The following is an 18,378-nucleotide window of genomic DNA, read 5'->3' as shown; positions in this document are numbered from 1 at the left end:
GCCGCGCTCTCCCACGCGAGGGTTCGCGCCGGTTCGACGGCCACCGGAGAGGCGGCGTCGGCGGACCGGCCCGGAGCCGCCGCCGGTGCGGGCCGCAAGGCAGTGGCCGACGTGGCGGCCTCCGTCGCCGGGCGGCCGTGGCCCTGAAACCCCCGAAATGGGCGCCGCCCGCCGGAAGAGCGTGCGTAAAACCTTGTAGAGGGGTTATTGGGGGGAGTCGAAGGGGGCGAGGAGCAGGCGGAGGAGGGCGGCGAGGGAACGCTGGTCGGCGGGTTGGAGGCCGGAGAGCAGGTCGCGCTCACGCCGCAGCAGGTCGGCGAACGCCGCGTCCACCCGCGCCACCCCCGTGTCCGTCAGCGAGACCAGCACGCCGCGCCGGTCCTCGGGGTCAGGTCGCCGCCGTACCAGACCCGCCTGCGCGAGCCGGTCGATGCGGTTGGTCATCGTCCCGGACGTCACCAGTGTGGCCCGTAGCAGGGCCCCGGGACTCAGCTCGTACGGCTTCCCGGCCCGCCGCAACGCGGTGAGCACGTCGAACTCCCAAGGTTCCAGATCATGTTCGGCGAACGCCGCCCGCCTGGCGCGGTCGAGATGTTTGGCCAGCCGTGACACCCTGGAGAGGACCTGGAGGGGCTCGACGTCGAGATCGGGCCGCTCGATCCGCCATGCCGCGACCAGCCGGTCGACCTCGTCATCCTGTGGCGTCATGACACAGAGTCTACTGTCTTGACATCGAGATATCTCTCTCGATATCAATTATCTCTATGTCAAGAGATATCTGGGACCCGGTGACCTACGCCGTCTACGCCGACGAGCGGTCGCGGCCGTTCATCGAGCTGATGTCCAGAGTCGGTGCGGTGGCTCCCGATTATGTCGTGGACGCGGGTTGCGGCAGCGGCGAACTCACCGTCATGCTGGCCGAACGCTGGCCGGACGCCACCGTCGAGGGCTTCGACGCCTCGCCCGCGATGATCAGCAAGGCTCGCAAGCTCACCGGCTCGGTGCATTTCGCCGTGGCCGACGTCGACACCTGGCACCCCGACCGTCCCATGGACGTGATCGTCTCCAACGCCGTCCTGCAGTGGGTGCCCTCCCACCACGGCGTGCTCGAACACTGGCTGGAGGAGCTGGCCCCCGGCGGCTGGCTGGCCTTCCAGGTGCCGGGCAACTTCGACGCCCCGAGCCACGTCGCCATCCGGGAGCTGTGCGCCTCCCGCGCCTGGTCCGACCGGCTCAGCGACCTCAACAGGACCAACCCGGTGGACGACCCGATCCAGTATCTCGACTTCCTCAACGACGGCGGCTGCCAGGTGGATGCCTGGGAGACCACGTACGTGCACCTGCTCCAGGGCGAGAACCCGGTCCTCGACTGGGTCTCCGGCACGGCCCTGCGCCCGATCTTCGACCGGCTCGACCCGGCGGAGCAGCGGCGGTTCAAGGCCGACCTGGCCGGGCCGCTCGCCGAGGCCTACCCGGCCAGAAGCTACGGCACCCCCTTCCCTTTCCGTCGAATCTTCGTAGTCGCCCAGAAATGACCGGGGCTCAGGAACGACCCGTGGAGACCCAGACATGACGATCAAAGCTCTGCACCACGTCCAACTCGCCGCGCCCAAGGGCAGCGAGCCCGAGCTGCGCGCCTTCTACGGCGACGTGCTCGGCCTGCGCGAGGTCCCCAAGCCGCCGGAGCTGGCCAAACGCGGCGGCGCCTGGTTCCGCGGCGACGGCGTGGAGATCCACCTCGGCATCGAGGACGACTTCAGGCCCGCGCGCAAGGCCCACCCGGCGTTCCTGGTCGAGGACCTCGACGCCTACGCCGCCAGGATCCCCGGCGCGGTGCCCGACGACCTCTTCCCGGGCTACCGCCGCATCTACGTCACGGACCCCGTGGGCAACCGCATCGAGCTCCTGCAGGCCGTGTGATGTTCACCTGCAGGTGGCATCATGGTCCGATATCGGACACTTGTGAGGTGCAGTGGGCATCGAGATCGAGGACAAGTTCGACGTTCCGACCGACTACACGATCCCGGACCTGAGTAGCCTGGCCCAGGTCACGGGCCCGCGCAGTCATCAGCTCGTGGCGCTCTACTACGACACGGCCGACCTGCGGCTGGCCGCGCGCGGCGTCACGCTCAGACGCAGGCGCGGCGGCGACGACGCGGGCTGGCACCTGAAGCTGCCCAAGGCCAGGGGCGTGCGCCAGGAGATCACCTGCCCGCTCACCCGCAGCACCAAGGTCGTGCCGCCGGAGCTGGCCGAACTCGTCCGGGCCTACGCCAGGGGCGCGGAGCTCCAGGTGGTGGCCGAGCTCGACACCCGACGCAGCGTCACCCTGCTGCACGACGGCGGCACCCGGCTGGTCGAGATCGCCGACGACCGCGTGAAGGGCACCGTCCACCGGGACGGCAAGGTGCTGCGGTGGCGCGAGGTCGAGGCCGAGCTGCTGGCCGAGGATCGGCGCGACCTGCTGGCCAAGGTGGGCAAACGGCTGCGCAAGGCCGGGGCGAGCCCGGCGGGCAGCGCCAGCAAGCTCGCCCGGCTCCTCGAACCCGCCCCGCCCGCCAGGGCCGCCACCGAACCCGGCACGGCGGGCGAGACCGTCATCGACTATCTGTCGAGCCAGGTCGCCGCCCTCCTCAGCCAGGATCCGCGGGTGCGCAGGGCCGAGGAGGACGCCGTCCACCAGATGCGGGTGGCCTCGCGCAGGCTGCGCAGCGCGCTCAAGGCGTTCAAATCGGTGGTGACCGGCACGGAGCAGGTCCAGGAGGAGCTGCGCTGGCTCGGCACGGTGCTCGGCGAGGCCCGCGACCTGGAGGTGATCAGGGCCAGGTTCGCCGGGGAGTTGTCCGGCCTCGCCCCCGAGCTGGTCACCGGCCCCATCCAGACCCGGCTCGGCGCGGACCTGCGCGGCCGCGAGCAGGAGGCGTACGAGCGCATCAAGGACGCGCTCAGCGGCGACCGCTACTACACCCTCCTGGACGCCCTCGACGCCCTGATCGCCACCCCCGAACTGGGCAAGGCCGCCGCCAAGCCGGCGAAGGACAAGCTCACCGCCCTCGCCGCCGCCGGCTGGGACCGCGTGACCAGGGCGTACGAGGTAGCCCAGGCTACTGAGGACCCCGGACGCCGCGAGATCGCCCTGCACGACGTCCGCAAGGCGGCCAAACGCGCTCGATACACCGCCGAAGCCCTCGAACCCACCCTCGGCAAGGGCATGGCCAGGCTGGCCGAGCTGGCCGAGAACGTCCAGGAGGTGCTGGGGGCGCACCGGGACGGCGTGGTCGCCCAGGAGACGCTGGCCAAGGAGGCCGAGGGCGCCCGGCAGGCGGGCGAGGACACCTTCACGTACGGGCTGCTGATCGGGATCGAACGCAACACCGCCGAACGTGCCGAGGCCGATTTCCCCAGAGTCTGGGCGGAAACCGTGAAGGCGGTTAAGAAGGTTCTATGACGAACCTTCCGGCAATACCCTTCGCGCGCAGCGACCCCCTCGACGTTCCGGCGGCCTACCGGGAGCTGCGGGCGAGGGAGGGCATCGCGCGGGTGCGCACCGCGGTGGGCGACGAGGTCTGGCTGGTCACCGACTACGAGCAGGCACGCAGGCTGTTCACCGACAGCCGGCTGGGACGTTCCCACCCCGAGCCCGAGCGGGCGCCGCGCGTGTCGAACTCGGCCCTGCTCGGCGGGCCGCAGGGCGAGGCCGCCACCGAGAAGGCCGACCACGAGCGCCTGCGCAAGCTGCTCGCGCCCTCCTTCTCGGCCCGCCGGATGAGGCGGCTGGCCGGCGAGGTCGGCGTCCTGGTCGAGGAGCGGCTGGACCGCCTGGCCGGGCTGACGCCGCCGGCCGACCTGCACGCCGAGCTCTCCTTCCCGCTGCCCGTGCTGGTCATCTGCCGGCTGCTCGGCGTCCCGTACGAGGACAGGGAGTACTTCAGCGGCGTGTCCGCACGCATGGCGGACCTCCAGGACGAGGCGGCCGGCGTCGCGGCACGGGCGGAGCTGAGCGCCTACATGGCCGGGCTGATCGCCCGCAAACGGCACGAACCGGCCGAGGACGTCCTGTCGGACCTGGCGGGCGAGCTGGACGACGACGGCAAGATCGCCGAGCTGGCCGCCGGCCTGCTGTTCGCCGGGCACGAGACCACGGTCAACCGCATCGACCACGGCGTGCTCCTGCTGCTGGCCAACCCCGGCCAGCTCGACCTGCTGCGGTCGGACCCCGGGCTCGCGCCCGCCGCGGTCGAGGAGATCCTGCGCATGGCCGTGCCGAGCCTGCACGGCCTGCCCAGGTACGCCCACGAGGACATCGAGATCGACGGCCGCACGATCCGCCGCGGCGAGGCCGTCGTCCTCAATACCGGCGTGGCGAACCGGGACGAACAGGTCTATCCCGATCCCGACACCTTCGTCATCGGCCGTCCTGCGACCGACCCGCATCTCGCCTTCGGGTACGGCCCGCGGTTCTGCGTCGGCGCGAGCCTGGCCAGGGTGGAGCTGGAGGCGGTGTTCAGCCGGCTGTTCCAGCGTCTCCCCGGACTGCGCCTGGCCGTGCCGGTCGCCGAGCTGCCGCGCAACGAGGGCAGGGTCACCCAGGGGTTCGCCCGTCTGCCGGTCACCTGGTGAGCCGTCAGGTCGCGTAACGCTTTACCTGGTGAGCCGTCAGGTCGCGTAACGCTCCACGCCGACGACGCGCCCGCCGACCCGGTGCAGCACCGCGAACGCGCCCTTGCGCAGGTGCACGTCCTTGCCGCTCAGCGCGTGGATCAGGTGTGGCAGGACCTTGCCGTGGCTGCACACGGCGGCGGGCACGGCGAGGTCGCCGACCAGTCTCGGCGTCTTGTGCGGGTCCTGGCCCTCCTCGCTGAGCAGCGGCTCGGTCCTGATCTCGGTCCTGATCTCGGCCCCGTACGGCTCCAGCGTCTGGACGCACCGCCGGCTGGGCGAGCTGACCAGCAGCTCGGGCCGGTACGCGGGCAGCACGGTGGCCAGGGCGGCGGCCTGGGAGCCGCCGTGGTCGTCCAGCGGGCGCAGCGCGTCGTCGCCGTCCCACCGGCTCCTGGACCCGGCCGTGGCGTGCCGGACGAGCACCAGCGGCACGGTCGCGAGCGGCGCGGCGGCCAGGGCGCGCAGCAGCCCGGCGTCCCACTCGTAGGTCAGCAGCTCGCGAGCCCGGTCGACGGGCAGCCAGCGCAGCCCGTCGACCTCGTCGCCCGGCTCGAAGCCGGCGTCGGAGGCGACCCGCGCCGTCCAGTAGTCGACGCGCTTGAGCCGGCCGCCGCTGAGGTAGTGGATCGGCGGCAGGGCCCGGCCCAGGACGGCCGTCAGGCCGGTCTCCTCGGTGACCTCGCGCAGGGCGGCGGCGATGACGTGCTCGCCGCTCTCCAGCTTGCCCTTGGGGAAGGTCCAGTCGTCGTAGCGCGGTCGGTGGATCACCGCCACCTCGGGGCTGCTCTCCGCGCCCCTCCAGACCACGGCTCCGGCGGCCCGGAGCAGGTCAGTCGTCAACGGTCCTCCATCGCCTGGTGCCGACGAGGTGGCTCTGCAGGTCCTCGCCCTGGTGGCGGATCCAGGTGCCGTCGGAGTTGAGCCACCACGCGTTCGTGGTGTCGGCCATGGCCAGGTCCATCAGCTCGATCAGGTACGCCTTGTGCTGCTGGGAGGTCACCTTGACCAGCGCCTCGACGCGGCGGTCGAGGTTCCTGCGCATCAGGTCGGCGCTGCCGATCCACACCTCGGGACGCCTGCCGAGGCCGAACTCGTACACGCGGGAATGCTCCAAAAAGCGCCCCAAAACCGACCTTACGCGGATATTTTCGGACAAATTGGGGATTCCGGGGCGAAGGATGCAGATTCCGCGCACCCACAGGTCCACCGGCACCCCAGCCCTGGACGCCCGGTAGAGCGCGTCGATGATCGGCTCGTCCACCAGCGAGTTCGTCTTGATCCTGATCCGCGCCGGGCGGCCCGCCTGCTGGTGGGCGATCTCCCGGTCGATCCTGGCCAGCAGGCCGCTGCGCATCGAGTGCGGCGCGACCAGCAGCCGGCGGTAGGCCGAGTGGTTGGAGTAGCCGGTCAGGTGGATGAACAGGTCGGTGACGTCCTCGCCCACCAGCGGGTCGGCGGTGAGCAGGCCGAAGTCCTCGTACTGGCGGGCCGTCTTGGGGTTGTAGTTGCCGGTGCCGATGTGGCAGTAGCGGCGCAGCTCGCCCGAGGGCTCCTGCCGTACGACGAGGGCCAGCTTGCAGTGGGTCTTCAGGCCGACCACGCCGTAGACCACGTGGCAGCCGGCCCGCTCCAGCTTCCTGGCCCAGGAGATGTTGGCGTGCTCGTCGAAACGGGCCTTGATCTCCACGACCACGACGACCTGCTTGCCCGCCTCGGCCGCGTCGATCAGCGCGTCGACGATGGGGGACTCGCCGCTGGTCCGGTAGAGGGTCTGCTTGATCGCCAGCACCCGCGGGTCGGCCGCGGCCACCTCGATGAAACGCTGCACGCTGGTCGCGAACGAGTCGTACGGGTGGTGCAGCAGCACGTCGCGCTCGCGCAGGGTGGAGAAGAGGTCGTCCTCGGCGTTGATCACCTCGGCCGGCACGAACGGGCGGAAGCTCAGCTCGCCGCGGTCGAGGTCGGCGATGGCGTGCAGGCCGGTCAGGTCGAGCGGGCCGGGCAGCCGGTAGATCTCGTGCGGGGCCAGCTCCAGCTCCTCGATGAGCGGGGCCAGCACCTCCGGCGTGATCGTCTCCTCGACCTCCAGCCGCACGGGCGGCCCGAACCGCCGCTTGAGCAGCTCCTTCTCCAGCGCCTGCATGAGGTTCTCGGTGACGTCCTCGTCGACGTCGAGGTCTTCGTTCCTGGTGACGCGGAAGACGTGGTGCTGGAGGATCTCCATGCCCTTGAAGAGCTGGCCGAGGTGCGCCGCGATGACGTCCTCCAGCGGCACGAACCGGTCCTTCGACGCCGGCACGAACCGGGGGAGCTGCGAGGGCACCTTCACCCGCGCGAAGACGGTGTGGTCGGTGATCGGGTTACGCACCAGCACGGCCAGGTTGAGGCTGAGCCCGGAGATGTAGGGGAACGGGTGCGCCGGGTCGACCGCCAGCGGCGTCAGCACCGGCCTGATCCGCTCCCTGAACAGCTTGCGCAGCTCCGTGCGCTCCTCGCGGCCCAGGTCGTCCCACCGGACGATCTCGATGCCCTCGGTCGCGAGCTGGGGGCAGACGCGGTCGTGGAAGGCGGCGGCGTGCCGCTTGGCCAGGGAGTCGGCGATCGTGGCGATCCGGGCCAGCTCCTCGCGCGGCTTCAGCCCGCTCTTGGTGCGCAGCAGCAGCCCGGTGGCCATGCGCCGCTTGAGGCCGGCCACCCGTACGCGGAAGAACTCGTCCAGGTTGCTGGCGAAGATGGCCAGGAAGCGCACCCGTTCGAGCAGCGGGATCGACGGGTCCTCGGCCAGTTCGAGGACGCGCTCGTTGAACTGGAGCCAGCTTTCCTCGCGGTTGAGGAACCGCTCCTGTGGCAGGGGCAGGTCGTTTCCCGATTGCAGCGGTTCCGCGGACATATGGCCTATATTGCCCCGATTGGTTGAACGGAACGTTAACGTAGCCGCAACGAACTCACTCTGGCTGTTCGGCCTGCTCCAGGCGTGCGGCGCGCTCGGCGAGCCTGGCCTCCCGCTGACGGATCTTCTCCTCGCGCTCGCGGGCCTTCTCCGCCTCCTTCAGCAGCCGCTCGCGCTCCTTCAACTCTCGTACCCGGGCTTTCTCCGCGTCACGCAACTCTCGCTGGCGAAGCTTCTCGGCTTCCTTGAGCTCCTTCTCGCGGGCCTTCTCGAATTCGCGCAGATCCTTGTCGCTGACGCGCGGTTTGGCGGCGGCGGCGGCCTGGTTGCGGGTGGCCACCGAGATGACCGGGCTCGGGTTCAGCCCGGTCAGTCCGTTCCACGCCAGGTTCACCAGGTGCGCGGCGACCTCCTCGCGGCCCGGCTTGCGCACGTCCAGCCACCACTGGCCGGTCAGCGCGACCATGCCGACCAGCATCTGGGCGTACATCGGGGCGAGCTTGGGGTCGTAGCCGCGGCCGGCGAACTCGTCGGCCAGGACGTCCTCGACCTGGCTGGCGATCTCGCTGATCAGGCTGGCGAACGTGCCCGTGCCCGAGGCCGCGTGCGAGTCGCGCACCAGGATGCGGAAGCCCTCGCTGCTCTCCTCGATGTACTGGAGCAGGGCCAGGGCGGCCCGCTCCAGCTTGATGAGGGAGTGGGAGGCGGCGAGGGCCGAGGTGATCATGCCCAGCAGCTTCTGCATCTCGCGGTCGACGACGACCGCGTAGACGCCTTCCTTGCCGCCGAAATGCTCGTACACCACAGGCTTCGACACCTGCGCGGTGGCGGCTATCTCCTCTATAGAGGTCCCGTCGAACCCCTTCTCGGCGAACAGCGTGCGGCTGATCAGGATCAGCTGCTCTCTGCGCTCTCTACCGGACATGCGCCTGCGAGATCGGGGTTCGGTCACGGGTTCCATAATGACGGCCACGGACGAATGGCCGTTCATCGGCTGATTCTCGTCAGGCAATGCGCTTCGCCGCCAGGCGTTCTGGCGTCGGCCAGCGCACGTCGTACACCCAGCCCGCCCGTTCGAACAGGCGGATCAGGCCGGCGCTGAGGTCGATCTGGCCCTTGAGCGCGCCGTGCCGGGCGCAGGTGGGGTCGGAGTGGTGCAGGTTGTGCCAGGACTCGCCGAACGACGGGATGGCCAGCCACCAGACGTTGCGCGACTTGTCACGCGTCTGGAAGGACTCCTCGCCGAAGACGTGGCAGATCGAGTTGATCGACCAGGTCACGTGGTGCAGCAGGCCGATGCGGATCAGCGAGCCCCAGAACAGCGCGGTCAGGCCGCCCTGCCAGGACCAGGTCAGCAGCAGGCCGAGCACGCCGGGCAGCAGGACGGAGACGAGGGCCAGCGTGGGGAACCACTTGTGCAGCTTCTGGATGTCCTCGTCCTTGCACAGGTCGGGGGCGTACTTCTCGCGGTTGGTGCGCTCGCTCTCGAACAGCCAGCCCATGTGGGCGTACAGCAGGCCCTTGGACATCGACCTGAAGCCGGGGCCGAAGCGCCACGGCGAGTGCGGGTCGCCCTCCTTGTCGGAGAACTTGTGGTGCTTGCGGTGCGTGGCCACCCAGTCCAGCACGGACATCTCCAGCGACAGGCTGCCCGCGATGCCCATCGCGATCTTCAGCGGCCGCTTGGCCTTGAACGAGCCGTGCGTGAAGTAGCGGTGGAGCCCGACGGTGACGCCGAGCCCGGAGACGACGTAGAAGACGAAGGCGATGACGATGTCCGTCCAGCCGAGTCCCCATCCCCAGGCCAGCGGGACCGCCGCCGCGAGCGCGACCAGGGGCAGTCCGACCACGAGTGCGAACGTGATGATCTCTGCCCTGGACTTCGGTTCTTCTTCGAAGTCGGGCTTCGGGGCGGGGGAGGAACGCTCGGCGAGAACGGTCATGGGCTACCTCCAACGACATGTATGAGGATGTATGTCCAGGCTACGCCACCGTAACCTACGCCATCGTAAGTAAGGAAGCCCTAAGTGTGGATGTCACTTAGCTGACGGCCGGCGCGCCCAGGTGAGTGGGTTTCGTGGCTTGCGGCTTTTGGGGCGGTCTGTTATGTGACCAGCGCGCCGACTACCCCCGCGTGTCCCCGGTATTCGCGGCACCGGAGATGTGCGAGAGAATTGGGGGCGCATACGCCCGTGCGGGCTCGGTATCGTAGGGCTGTGTGTCGGACGCCACGGCGTCCGGTCCGTCCCGGATCGTCTAATCGGCAGGACAAGTGGTTTTGGTCCACTTTGTAGGGGTTCGAGTCCTCTTCCGGGAGCCTTGACAGCCATCCCGCGACTCCCCGCGCGAGAGAGTTCCGAACCGGGCAGGTATCCTCACGGTGTCGGGAGGGTTGCGGCGCGGTAGCCGCGCCGACGACCCTGATCCGTCCAGTCACAGGGAGCCTCAGTCCGTGAGTGTGCCGCGCCCGGCAGCCGTCATCGTCCTCGCCGCGGGCGAGGGCACCCGGATGAAGAGCCAGACCCCGAAAGTCCTCCACGAGCTGTGCGGCCGCGCGCTGGTCGACCACATGCTCGCCGCCGCCCGCGACCTCGATCCCGAGCGGCTCATCGTGGTCATCGGCCACGCGCTCGAACAGGTCGGCGGCCATCTGGCCGCCACCAGCCCCGACGCGCGCGCCGTCGTCCAGCGTGAGCAGCGCGGCACCGGCCACGCCGTCCGCACCGTGCTCGAAGAGGTCGGCACGATCGCCGGCACGATCCTGGTCACCTACGGCGACGTGCCGCTCATGCAGGCCCGCACGCTCGCCACGCTGCTGGCCAAGCACGCCGCCGACGGCAACGCGGTCACCGTGCTGACGGCCGAGGTGCCCGACCCGACCGGCTACGGCCGGATCGTCCGCGACCCCTCCGGCGCCGTGCTGGAGATCGTCGAGGAGAAGGACGCCGACGACGAGCAGCGCGCGATCAAGGAGATGAACTCCGGCATCTATGCCTTCGACGGCCTGCTGCTCGCCGACGCCGTCAAGCGCGTGTCCACCGACAACGCCCAGGGCGAGGAGTACCTCACCGACGTCCTCGGCATCCTGCGCGGCGACGGCCACCGGGTCGGCGCCTGCGTGGCCGCCGACTACGTCGAGGTCGAGGGCGTCAACGACCGCGTCCAGCTCGCCTTCGCCCGCAAGGTGCTCAACCAGCGGCTGCTGGAGCAGCACATGCGCGCCGGCGTCACCGTCGTCGACCCGGCCACCACGTGGGTCGACGTGGGCGTCGAGATCGGGCCCGACGCCGTCGTCCACCCCGGCACCCAGCTCCACGGCCGCACGGTCATCGGCGCCGGAGCCGAGGTCGGCCCGGCCACCACGCTGACCGACACCCGCGTCGGCGAGCGCGCCGTCGTGCGCAACGCGGTCTGCGACGGCGCCGAGATCGGCCCCGAGGCCAACGTCGGCCCCTACGCCTACCTGCGCCCCGGCACCGTGCTCAGCCGCAGGTCGAAGGCGGGCACGTTCGTCGAGATGAAGAACACCAAGGTCGGCGAGCGCTCCAAGGTGCCCCACCTCACCTACGCAGGCGACGCCACCATCGGGGAAGACGTCAACATCGGCGCCTCCACCGTCTTCGTCAACTACGACGGGGTCGACAAACACCACACCACCGTGGGCGACGGCGCGTTCGTCGGCTGCGACACCATGCTCATCGCCCCCGTGACGATCGGCGAAGGCGCCAACACCGCGGCCGGGTCCGTGATCGTCAGCGACGTACCCCCAGGGGCGATGGGCGTGGCCAGGGCGCGACAGCGCAACATCGAGAAATGGGTCCTGCGCAAGCGCGCGGGCACCAAGTCGGCCGCCGCCGCCGAACGGGCGCTGGCCGAGCGAGCACAGCAGGAGAACGAACAGTGACCAGCATCAAACAGCCGGGCGAGAAGAACCTCATGCTCTTCTCCGGCCGGGCCTATCCAGAGCTGGCCGAAGAGGTCGCCGAGCACGTCGGCGTCTCACTCACCCCCACCAAACTGATCGACTTCGCCAACGGCGAGATCTACGCCCGCTACCTGGAGTCCGTCCGCGGCTGCGACGCGTTCGTGATCCAGAGCCACACCGGTCCCATCAACAAGTGGATCATGGAACAGCTCATCATGGTCGACGCGCTCAAGCGGGCCTCGGCCAAGCGCATCACCGTGGTCATGCCGTTCTTCGGCTACGCCCGCCAGGACAAGAAGGGCCGCGGCCGCGAGCCCATCACGGCTCGGCTGATGGCCGACCTGTTCAAGACCGCCGGCGCCGACCGGCTCATGTCGATCGACCTGCACACCTCGCAGATCCAGGGCTTCTTCGACGGTCCCGTCGACCACCTGTTCGCGATGCCGGTCCTGGAGAGCTACCTGAAGAACAAGCTCGACCTGGAGAGCACCACCGTCGTCTCGCCCGACACCGGCCGCGTCCGCCTGTCCGAGCGCTGGGCCGACACCCTCGGCACGCCCCTGGCCTTCATCCACAAGCGCCGCGACCTCGACGTGGCCAACTCCGTGAAGGTCAGCGAGGTCGTCGGCAAGGTCAGCGGGCGCACCTGCGTGCTGATCGACGACATGATCGACACCGCCGGCACGATCTGCAAGGCCGCCGACGCCCTCTACGAGCAGGGCGCGACCAACGTCATCGTCGCCGCCACCCACGCGGTCTTCTCCGACCCCGCCGTCGACCGGCTGAAGAACTCGCGCATCTCCGAGGTCATCGTGACCAACACGCTGCCGCTGTCGGAGGCCAAGCGGTTCGACAAGCTGACGGTGCTCTCGATCGCGCCGCTCATCGCCCGCGCCGTCACCGAGGTCTTCACCGACGGCTCCGTCACGAGCCTGTTCGAGGGCGACACCTGAGCGAGTAAGCTGTACGGGTTGCGCTCGTAACGCCTTCCGCTAGGGCGGGTGAGGGGGAGCGCGCCACAATCCGATCTCTGCATCCCTAGGAGATGTCATGTCTGAAGTACGTATCGCCGCCGAGCCGCGCACGGTGTTCGGCAAGGGCGCCGCCCGCAAGATCCGCCGCGCCGACAAGGTGCCCGCCGTCCTCTACGGGCACGGCATCGACCCCAAGCACCTGACCCTGCCCGGTCACGAGGTGCTGCTCGCCCTCCGCACGCCCAACGTGCTGATCCGCCTCCAGGGTGAGGGCGTCGACGAGCTGGCCCTGCCCAAGGGCGTGCAGCGCGACCCGATCAAGGGCTTCGTCGAGCACGTCGACCTGCTCCTGGTCAAGCGCGGCGAGAAGGTCACCGTCGAGATCCCGGTCACCACCACCGGCGACGTCAACTCCGAGGGCCTGCTCGACCAGCAGCTCGTCTCGGTGGCCGTCGAGGCCGAGGCCACCCACATCCCGACCGGCGTCGAGGTCGACGTCGAGGGCATGGAGGTCGGCACCGTGATCACCGCCGCGCAGCTCGACCTGCCGTCGGGCGCCACGCTGGCCGCCGACCCCGAGGCCGTGGTCCTCCACGTCATCGCCAAGCCGACCGAGGAGCCCGCCGCGGAGGCCGCGGAGGCCGCCGAGGGCGAGACCGCCGAGGCCGAGGGCGAGGGCGAGAGCGCCGAGGCCGCCGCCGAGTAAGCACGTACCGCGAAAACGGGGGTGGCGCGAGGCCGCCCCCGTTCCGCTGTAAGGGGAGCGCACATGGACCGCTGGCTGATCGTCGGACTGGGCAATCCGGGGCCCGAATACGCGGGTAACAGGCACAACGCGGGCTTCATGGTGCTCGACGAGCTGGCCGCGCGGGCCGGCGGGCGCTTCAAGGCGCACAAGAGCAGGTCCGAGGTGCTGGAGACGCGGGCGGCCGTGCTGGCCAAGCCGCTGACGTACATGAACCTGTCGGGCGGGCCGGTCAAGGCGCTCGCCGACTTCTACAAGATCGGCCCCGACCGGCTGATCGTCGTCCACGACGAGCTCGACGTCCCCTACGGCGCGCTGCGCGCCAAGCTCGGCGGCGGCGACAACGGCCACAACGGGCTCAAGTCCATCACCAAGGTCCTCGCCACCCGCGACTACCTGAGGGTGCGCTTCGGCATCGGCCGGCCGCCCGGCCGCATGGACCCGGCCACCTTCGTGCTCCGCGACTTCGCCACCGTCGAGCGCAAGGATCTGCCCTTCCTCGTCGACCGGGGCGCCGACGTCGTCGAGTCGCTCATGGCCCGTGGCCTGGAAGCCACCCAGAACGACTTCCACCGGGCTGATCTCCACATTTCCGGCCCTCCGCGCTGATCGCCGCATAGAACCGTTCGCCGCCTGTCGCGCCGCACGCGCGGCTAGCATCGGTGACTGTCCGTTCGGGAACGGGCACACAGAGGCGTGCCACCGCCCGGAGCGACGGCGGGAGCGGAGCGGGGGAAGACGGCATTTGGCGACCGAGGCCGCCTCACGGAGTGAGGCAGGAGAGCCCGTGAAGTCCGGCGAGGCCCTCTCGTGGCGGGTCAGCCCGGTGACTCCGGCGTGGATGCGTTCCTACCGGTTCCGTGCCGTGGTGGGCGATCTGTGCGGGGCGGGCATCGGGTCCGCCGCCGCCTTCTGCGGCAGGTTCGGCGGGTTCACCCCTTACGTGCTGCCGTACCTGCTGGTCAGCGTGGCGCTGCCGTGGGTGTGGATCTGCGCGGTCGCGCTCAACCGGGCCTACGAGCCCCGCATGATCGGCGTCGGCTCCGAGGAGTTCCGCCGCGTCGTGCACGCCGGCGTGGCGCTGACCGCGGCCACCGCGATCGGCTCGTACGTCACCAAGACCGACGTCGCCCGCGGCTACGTCGTGCTCGCGCTGCCCCTGGTCACGCTGCTCACGCTGGTCGCCCGCTACCTGCTGCGGCGCTCGCTCAACCGGCGCAGGGCGGCCGGGGCCTGCATGCGCCGGGTGGTCGCGGTCGGCCATCCGGCCTCGATCGCCGAGCTGGTCCACCTCTTCCGCAGGGAGCGCCATCACGGCATGGACGTCGTGGCCGCCTGCCTGCCCTACGGCGAGCCGCCCGGGGTGCTGACCGAGGTGCCCGTCGCGGGCGACTTCGGCGACGTGCCGCTGGTCGTCGACCAGGTGCGCGCCGACACCGTGGCGGTGCTGGCCTGCCCCGAGATGGACGGCGACGCGCTGCGCCGGCTGGCCTGGCGGCTGGAGCGCACCCACACCGAGCTGGTGGTCGCCCCCGCCCTGATGGACGTCGCCGGCCCGCGCACGATGATCCGGCCGGCCGCCGGGCTGCCGCTGCTGCACGTCGAGCACCCCGAGCTGACCGGCGCCCGGCAACTGGTCAAGAACGTCTTCGACCGCGTCGTCGCCGCCGCGCTGCTGGTGCTGCTGTCGCCGCTGCTGGCGGCCCTGGCCGTGGCCGTGCGCGGCACGAGCCCGGGGCCCGCGCTGTTCCGCCAGACCCGCATCGGCAAGGACGGCAGGCCGTTCACGATCCTGAAGTTCCGTACCATGCGGCGCGGCTCGGAGCAGCAGAAGATCACTCTCGTCAGCGACCACGACGGCGTGCTGTTCAAGATCCGCAACGATCCGCGCGTCACGCCGCTCGGCACGCTGATGCGCCGCCACTCCCTCGACGAGCTGCCCCAGCTCATCAACGTGCTGCTCGGACACATGTCGCTCGTCGGCCCCCGCCCGCCCCTTCCGGAGGAGGTGGCGCGCTACGGTGACGACGTGCGCAGACGGCTTCTGGTGCGTCCGGGGCTGACCGGGCTGTGGCAAGTGAGCGGACGATCTGACCTATCGTGGGAGGAATCCGTCCGTCTCGACCTGCGTTACGTGGAGAACTGGTCCCTCACGCTGGACCTGCAGATCCTGTGGAAGACTTGGTCGGCCGTCGCCCGCGGGCAAGGAGCATATTGATGACGATTCGCGACGACCACGCCGTGGCCGGCGACCTGGCGACGGAGGCGGGCGAGAGGCTGCTGCAGGTCCGCGAGCGCACCGGGTTCGGCGACTCCGCGGCGCTGCGCGCGGAGGGCGACCGGGCCGCGCACGTGTTCCTCATGGAGGCGCTGGCACGGTTGCGTCCCAGTGACAGTGTCCTGTCCGAGGAGGCCACCCGCGAGGAGCGGCTCGACCCGCGCCGGCTGGGCGCCGAGCGCGTGTGGATCGTCGATCCCCTCGACGGCACGCGCGAGTTCGCCGAGGAGGGCCGGTCCGACTGGGCGGTGCACGTCGCGCTGTGGGAGCGCGGCAAGCTGACCGCGGGCGCCGTGGCGCTGCCCGCGCAGGGCCGTACGCTGACCACCGCCGAGCCGCCCGCCCTGCCGGCCTTCGAGAAGGGCCGCTTCCGCATCGCGGTGAGCCGCACCCGTCCGCCGGAGTTCGTCCAGAAGCTGGCCTACCTGCTGGGGGCCGACCTGGTGCCGATCGGCTCGGCGGGGGCGAAGATCTCCGCGGTGCTCACCGGCGAGGTCGAGGCGTACGTGCACGCCGGCGGCCAGTACGAGTGGGACTCCGCGGCCCCCGTCGCCGTCGCGCAGGCGGCCGGGGCGTTCGCCAGCCGCGTCGACGGCTCGGAGCTGACCTACAACCAAGCCGACCCGTCACTACCGGATATCCTGGTTTCCCTACCGGAGCTGGCGACATCCCTGCTCGCCGGAATTCGGGACCTGCATCGCTAACCGCCGGAGGAAGCGCCCATGCTCCAGCGCGACTACACGACGTCGCAGCTCGACGTACTCGAAGCCGAGGCCATTCACATCATGCGCGAGGTGGCGGCGGAGTTCGAGCGGCCGTGTCTGCTCTTCTCCGGCGGCAAGGACTCGATCGTCATGCTCCGCATCGCGGAGAAGGCGTTCTGGCCCGCGGCCATCCCGTTCCCGCTGATGCACGTCGACACCGGGCACAACTTCGACGAGGTCATCGAGTTCCGCGACCGCCGTTCCGAGGAGCTGGGCGCGCGCCTGATCGTGGCCAGCGTGCAGGAGTCGATCGACAGCGGCCGGGTGGTCGAGGAGACCGGCCGGCGCGCCTCGCGCAACCGCCTGCAGACCACCACGCTGCTCGACGCGATCGAGGAGCACGAGTTCGACGCCGTCTTCGGCGGCGCCAGGCGCGACGAGGAGAAGGCCCGCGCCAAGGAGCGCGTGTTCTCCTTCCGCGACGACTTCGGCCAGTGGGACCCGAAGAACCAGCGCCCCGAGCTGTGGAACCTGTACAACTCCCGCATCCGCAAGGGCGAGCACATCCGGGTCTTCCCGCTGTCCAACTGGACCGAGCTCGACATCTGGGACTACATCCGGCGTGAGGGCATCGAGATCCCCTCGATCTACTTCTCGCACACCCGCAAGGTGTTCGAGCGCGACGGCATGTTGCTGCCCGACTCCGACGTCGTGTCCCGCGGCGACGACGAGCCGCTGTTCGAGGCCGTCGTGCGCTACCGCACGGTCGGCGACATGACCTGCACCGGCGCCGTGCAGTCCACGGCCGCCACGGTCGAGGAGATCATCGAGGAGATCGCGGCCACCCGGATCACCGAGCGGGGGGCCACCAGGGCCGACGACCGCTCGTCCGAGGCCGCCATGGAGGACCGCAAGCGAGAGGGCTACTTCTGATGGACATTCTTCGCTTTGCCACCGCGGGAAGCGTCGACGACGGCAAGTCCACCCTCATCGGACGGTTGCTCTTCGACTCCAAGGCCATCTTCGAGGACCAGCTCGAAGCGGTCGAGCGCACCTCCCGCGACCGCGGCACCGAGTACACCGACCTGTCGCTGCTGACCGACGGCCTGCGGGCCGAGCGCGAGCAGGGCATCACGATCGACGTGGCCTACCGCTACTTCGCCACGCCCAAGCGCAAGTTCATCATCGCCGACACGCCCGGCCACATCCAGTACACCAGGAACATGGTCACCGGCGCCTCCACGGCCGACCTGGCGATCATCCTCATCGACGCGCGCAAGGGCGTGCTGGAGCAGTCGCGCCGGCACGCGTTCCTGACCTCGCTGCTGCGCGTGCCGCACCTGGTGCTGGCCGTGAACAAGATGGACCTGGTCGACTACTCGCAGGAGCGGTTCGAGGAGATCCGGGAGGAGTTCACCTCCTTCGCCTCCAAGCTCAACGTGAGCGACCTGACGTTCATCCCGATCTCCGCGCTCAACGGCGACAACGTCGTCTCGCGTTCGGAGAACATGCCCTGGTACCTCGGCACGTCGCTGCTCCACCACCTGGAGAACGTGCACATCGCCTCCGACCGCAACCTGGTCGACGTGCGCTTCCCCGTCCAGTACGTGATCCGTCCGCAGAAGGCCACCGACCACGCCTTCCACGACTACCGCGGCTACGCGGGCCAGGTCGCGGGCGGGGTGCTCAAGCCGGGCGACGAGGTGACCCACCTGCCGTCCGGGCTGAGCACGCGGATCGCCTCGATCGACACGTTCGACGGGCCGGTGGAGGAGGCGTTCCCGCCCATGTCGGTCACGCTGCGCTTCGAGGACGACCTCGACATCTCGCGCGGCGACATGATCGCCAGGCCCAACAACCAGCCGCACGCGGCCCAGGAGCTGGAGGCCATGGTCTGCTGGATGGCCGACGGCCTCAAGCTGACCCCGCGCACCAAGCTGACGATCAAGCACACCACCCGCACGGCGCGGGCGCTGGTGCGCGACCTGCACTACCGGCTCGACGTCAACACGTTGCACCGGGACGAGGAGGCCACCGCCCTCGGCCTGAACGAGATCGGCCGGGTCTCGCTGCGGGTCACCCAGCCGCTGTTCGTCGACGACTACGCCCGCAACCGGCTGACCGGCGGCTTCATCCTCGTGGACGAGGCCACCAACGGCACGGTCGGCGCAGGCATGATCATCGACGCCAGCTGAGCGTC

17 protein-coding genes and 1 tRNA gene are annotated in these 18,378 nt (G+C 70.1%); 13 read left to right on the top strand and 5 right to left on the bottom strand.

Translation table 11 applies throughout. The features are described from left to right. Positions 1 to 204: 204 nt before the first annotated feature. Positions 205 to 708 (bottom strand): MarR family winged helix-turn-helix transcriptional regulator, encoded by a 504-nt coding sequence (locus tag ACWCSD_RS09885; protein ID WP_352321957.1) that lies wholly within the window; start codon positions 706 to 708, stop codon positions 205 to 207. 56 nt (positions 709 to 764) lie between these two features. On the opposite strand from ACWCSD_RS09885, the gene ACWCSD_RS09880 reads away from it, so the two are divergent. The 4 genes from ACWCSD_RS09880 to ACWCSD_RS09865 are packed head-to-tail and all read left to right on the top strand — an operon-like array spanning position 765 to position 4,620. Beyond that, on the top strand, positions 765 to 1,535 hold the full coding sequence (locus ACWCSD_RS09880; protein ID WP_449913931.1) for a trans-aconitate 2-methyltransferase: 771 nt from the start codon (positions 765 to 767) through the stop codon (positions 1,533 to 1,535). A 34-nt stretch (positions 1,536 to 1,569) separates the two neighbouring features. Continuing rightward, complete coding sequence (locus ACWCSD_RS09875) at positions 1,570 to 1,920, top strand: VOC family protein (protein ID WP_397218593.1); 351 nt, start codon at positions 1,570 to 1,572, stop codon at positions 1,918 to 1,920. A 52-nt stretch (positions 1,921 to 1,972) separates the two neighbouring features. Then, positions 1,973 to 3,448 carry a CYTH and CHAD domain-containing protein gene (locus tag ACWCSD_RS09870; RefSeq protein WP_449913930.1) on the top strand — a complete coding sequence of 492 codons (1,476 nt, stop codon included), beginning with the start codon at positions 1,973 to 1,975 and terminating at the stop codon, positions 3,446 to 3,448. Further along, a complete protein-coding gene (locus ACWCSD_RS09865) occupies positions 3,445 to 4,620 on the top strand; it encodes a cytochrome P450 (RefSeq protein WP_449913929.1) in 1,176 nt (391 codons plus the stop codon). The genes ACWCSD_RS09870 and ACWCSD_RS09865 overlap by 4 nt, the downstream gene beginning before the upstream one ends. Positions 4,621 to 4,656: 36 nt before the next feature. Here ACWCSD_RS09865 and ACWCSD_RS09860 read toward each other — a convergent pair whose 3' ends face one another. The 4 genes from ACWCSD_RS09860 to ACWCSD_RS09845 all read right to left on the bottom strand — a co-directional run bounded on the left by ACWCSD_RS09860 (position 4,657) and on the right by ACWCSD_RS09845 (position 9,495). After that, complete coding sequence (locus ACWCSD_RS09860) at positions 4,657 to 5,502, bottom strand: NUDIX hydrolase (RefSeq protein WP_449913928.1); 846 nt, start codon at positions 5,500 to 5,502, stop codon at positions 4,657 to 4,659. Beyond that, entirely contained in the window at positions 5,492 to 7,552 is a 2,061-nt protein-coding gene (locus ACWCSD_RS09855; protein WP_387676927.1) for an RNA degradosome polyphosphate kinase, read from the bottom strand. The genes ACWCSD_RS09860 and ACWCSD_RS09855 overlap by 11 nt, the downstream gene beginning before the upstream one ends. A gap of 55 nt (positions 7,553 to 7,607) precedes the next feature. Then, positions 7,608 to 8,477, bottom strand: a complete 870-nt coding sequence (locus ACWCSD_RS09850; protein WP_449913927.1) for a TetR family transcriptional regulator — start codon at positions 8,475 to 8,477, stop codon at positions 7,608 to 7,610. 79 nt (positions 8,478 to 8,556) lie between these two features. Continuing rightward, positions 8,557 to 9,495 (bottom strand): acyl-CoA desaturase, encoded by a 939-nt coding sequence (locus tag ACWCSD_RS09845; protein WP_387676929.1) that lies wholly within the window; start codon positions 9,493 to 9,495, stop codon positions 8,557 to 8,559. 302 nt (positions 9,496 to 9,797) lie between these two features. On the opposite strand from ACWCSD_RS09845, the gene ACWCSD_RS09840 reads away from it, so the two are divergent. The 9 genes from ACWCSD_RS09840 to cysN all read left to right on the top strand — a co-directional run bounded on the left by ACWCSD_RS09840 (position 9,798) and on the right by cysN (position 18,373). Continuing rightward, positions 9,798 to 9,869, top strand: a tRNA-Gln gene (locus ACWCSD_RS09840). A 135-nt stretch (positions 9,870 to 10,004) separates the two neighbouring features. Beyond that, positions 10,005 to 11,456: a bifunctional UDP-N-acetylglucosamine diphosphorylase/glucosamine-1-phosphate N-acetyltransferase GlmU gene (gene glmU, locus ACWCSD_RS09835; protein ID WP_352353030.1), complete on the top strand. Its 1,452-nt coding sequence runs from the start codon at positions 10,005 to 10,007 to the stop codon at positions 11,454 to 11,456. Next, positions 11,453 to 12,430, top strand: coding sequence for a ribose-phosphate diphosphokinase (locus ACWCSD_RS09830; RefSeq protein ID WP_397161409.1), 978 nt, complete (start codon positions 11,453 to 11,455; stop codon positions 12,428 to 12,430). Before glmU ends, ACWCSD_RS09830 begins: the two co-directional genes overlap by 4 nt. 97 nt (positions 12,431 to 12,527) lie before the next feature. Beyond that, entirely contained in the window at positions 12,528 to 13,157 is a 630-nt protein-coding gene (locus tag ACWCSD_RS09825; RefSeq protein WP_352353029.1) for a 50S ribosomal protein L25/general stress protein Ctc, read from the top strand. Between the two features lie 63 nt (positions 13,158 to 13,220). Next, on the top strand, positions 13,221 to 13,805 hold the full coding sequence (pth, locus tag ACWCSD_RS09820; RefSeq protein ID WP_352353028.1) for an aminoacyl-tRNA hydrolase: 585 nt from the start codon (positions 13,221 to 13,223) through the stop codon (positions 13,803 to 13,805). Positions 13,806 to 14,037: 232 nt separating this feature from the next. Further along, the gene (locus ACWCSD_RS09815) at positions 14,038 to 15,414 is read left to right on the top strand and encodes a sugar transferase (RefSeq protein ID WP_364337899.1); all 1,377 of its coding nucleotides are present in this window, start codon (positions 14,038 to 14,040) and stop codon (positions 15,412 to 15,414) included. After that, positions 15,414 to 16,178, top strand: a complete 765-nt coding sequence (locus tag ACWCSD_RS09810; protein ID WP_397161407.1) for a 3'(2'),5'-bisphosphate nucleotidase CysQ — start codon at positions 15,414 to 15,416, stop codon at positions 16,176 to 16,178. The genes ACWCSD_RS09815 and ACWCSD_RS09810 overlap by 1 nt, the downstream gene beginning before the upstream one ends. Before the next feature lie 18 nt (positions 16,179 to 16,196). Then, a complete protein-coding gene (cysD, locus tag ACWCSD_RS09805) occupies positions 16,197 to 17,111 on the top strand; it encodes a sulfate adenylyltransferase subunit CysD (RefSeq protein ID WP_352321984.1) in 915 nt (304 codons plus the stop codon). Then, complete coding sequence (cysN, locus tag ACWCSD_RS09800) at positions 17,111 to 18,373, top strand: sulfate adenylyltransferase subunit CysN (protein ID WP_352321986.1); 1,263 nt, start codon at positions 17,111 to 17,113, stop codon at positions 18,371 to 18,373. The genes cysD and cysN overlap by 1 nt, the downstream gene beginning before the upstream one ends. The last annotated feature ends 5 nt before the right edge of the window (positions 18,374 to 18,378 follow it).

It is taken from the genome of Nonomuraea sp. NPDC001684, from assembly GCF_053596515.1.
The sequence above is the reverse complement of the archived record's forward strand: the minus strand, read 5'-3'. Positions and strand labels throughout refer to the sequence as shown.